This is a genomic window from Mycoplana sp. 10N416, from assembly GCF_056394765.1.
The window spans coordinates 1-2,548 of the sequence record NZ_JBFTIM010000039.1; the positions used below are offsets into that span (position 1 = coordinate 1).

Here is a 2,548-nt window from a genome sequence, read left to right on the forward strand (position 1 = left end):
AAAGATGCAGCGCGAAGGCATCTTCAGGGAAATGCGGGCGCGGAGCGCCTATGAGAAACCCTCCGAAAAACGTGCACGCGAAAAGGCAGAGGCCATCCGTCGCTCTCGCAAGTTGGCCCGAAAGAAAATGGAGCGCGAAGGGCTATTGCAAGCGCCAAAGAAGAAGGTCGCCAGTCGCGGCACCGGCAGAACACGCTAGCTGCCCGGATGTTCCCGCGCGCATGAGGCGAGCAGCGGGTGCTTGTAATCGACCGAGGCCGGCTAAGCCAGCAGGTAAAAGGCCGGCCGGCTCGACGCCCTCTGGGAGCGTGGACGTCTAGAGAATGAAATCTCCCTTCGACAAGTTGATGATACCCGTGAGCTCGATCTGGAAGTCGGCGCGCCCGTCGAGGTTGGAGTCACCGTAGACGATCGTCTTGTCGTTGGCGGTGCCCTTGACATCGAACGTACGGTAGATCAGGTCGCCGGATTTCCCGGTAAAGTTTCCTGCTCCACGCCAGGTGAAGGCCTGGTCGCCGGCGACCTTTGTGTTCGCGTCGATGTGCGAAAGGTCCAGTTTGTCTTCGCCGCGGACAAAGTCGGCAATGATATCGCGCTGGTTCAAGCCCGACGCCGGCGTGTAGCCACTGTTGTTGACGAGCCCCGCAATTCCCGGCGCCGAGTCCTTGGTTGTGTGAAACACGAACACGTCGCGACCGGCCCCGCCGAAGAGTTTGTCGACGCCCGTGCCGCCGATAAGGGTGTCGTTGCCTGCGCCACCTTTGATGATGTCGTTGCCACCTTTGCCGTCAAGGATGTCGTTGCCGCTCGTGCCGGTGAGCTGGTCGGCGCCGTTGGGGCCTGATACCGTCTCAGCAACGTCCTTGACGGTGACCTTGAAGGATTTCGACGCCTCGTAGCCGACGCCGATCGAGGGGTCGTCGAGGCGCACCGTCACGTCGAGCGAAGGATTGGTCTCGTAGTCGAGCCCGACCCCCTTCTTCAACCACAGAGCGCCGCTTTTGATTTCGAAGAGCTTGGCATCCGACCCGCCCAGCGACAGCCGGTTGTCGCCGCCGTCCGGATCGACGATCGCCAGTTCGGCGACCTTGCGTGCCGACGCCGTCGAGGCATTCTCGGCAATCGACGTCAAAACCTGCTTCGTGACGAGTTTCGGCGCGTCGTTGATCGGCGCGACAGTGAAATTGAAGACCTTGGCCACCGGTGCCGAAATGTCCTCGTTGCCGTCCTCGACCGCGACCTTGAACGATGCGTTGGTTGTCTCCGACCCGTCGTGTTTGAATGCGACCTTGCCGGCGGCGAGTTCGGCACCGGTGAAGCTGCCGGCAGCGTAGCCGTTGACGAACACCTTGCCAGCCGTCTGACTAGAGACGGTGAAGCGGACGTCGGCCGGCAAATCGTCCGGATCAATAAAATAAAGATCGGCCGTGGTCAGCGTATAGCTGGCGCCTTCCTTCACTGTCGCCTTGAGGTCGCCGGTGAGGACCGGTGCTTCATTCGGCAGCAGCACGGTGACATCGATGCTGCCAGTCGCCGACTTTGTGCCGCCCGATCCCTGCATGCCCGCGTTCCCATCGGAGAACGTGAGGTCAATCCGGACAGTCTCGGCAACGGACCCGGTATTTGCATAGGATAGGCTGCGCAGGAATGCATTGACCAGGCTGCTGGTTACAAGGATCGGGCTGGGACCTGCGAAGGCAACCTCAAGAACGCCGCCGGAGTTCTGCGTTACTGTCGCGATCTGATCGCCCTCGGGGCCGTAGAGCGTGGCTCCAGCGATATAGAAGCCACCCCCGACCAGGAACTGGTCGTTGGGATTTGCACCGCCGTGGCGCTGCACCGTCAGTACGGTCCCGGAGTAGTCACCGTTCTGATCCCGCATCGTATCAAGGTCGGGATCGATCAGCGTCAGGTCGGTGTCCAGCATCACCGCCGCTTTGGTCAGCTTATAGACCGGAGCGGCATCCAGGTCGTGAAACTGGGGTGCGTCGTTGACAGAGGCAATGGTAACGGTTTTCGCCGTGAGATTGCTGGCGGCATCGCCGTCACTGACGCTGAACGTAATAATGCGATCAGTCGTGGAGGGCAGATCGGAGGTATTCGTATAGCCGACCGATCGCAAAGCCGCCTGCCACTGTGCAAGCGTAGCCGACGCGTCACTCGAGGTGAGAGAGAGAATGCCGGTGGCCGCATCATAGCTGCCAGTGATGTTTCCGAAGGCAGCGTTAGGGACGAATGTCAGAACGTCCTGGCCGGATACAAAGTTACCGATTGAAATACGTGCCGAAGCAAGATGGGCACTATCAGGATCCGACAGCGTAATGCCCGCATCGATCAAAACGGGAGTCGAAATCGCGTTKGCGCCTTCCACAAAGGCAGTGGTGCCCGTGGAGGCGGTCACCACTGGGGGCGCGTGCGCAATAATTTCGTATGGCTCCCCAGCGGTAAATGAGAGCGCTCCATTGCCGGCTTGATCAACGATATTGTTCGAACCGTTGACATCGAGCTTCAACGTGCCGTCGCCGCTGATTTCGCTGACGACGACAGT

2 protein-coding genes are annotated in these 2,548 nt (G+C 60.2%); one reads left to right on the plus strand and one right to left on the minus strand.

Translation table 11 applies throughout. The features are described 5' to 3' along the window. Positions 1-199: 30S ribosomal protein S21 (rpsU, locus tag AC1DDS_RS25675; protein WP_477481426.1), on the plus strand; the 199-nt coding region annotated here is incomplete at its 5' end. Between the two features lie 117 nt (positions 200-316). On the opposite strand, the gene AC1DDS_RS25680 is transcribed toward rpsU, so the two are convergent. Then, positions 317-2,548, minus strand: a 2,232-nt coding sequence (locus AC1DDS_RS25680; protein ID WP_477481427.1) for a cadherin-like domain-containing protein, incomplete at its 5' end; no start/stop codon positions are given.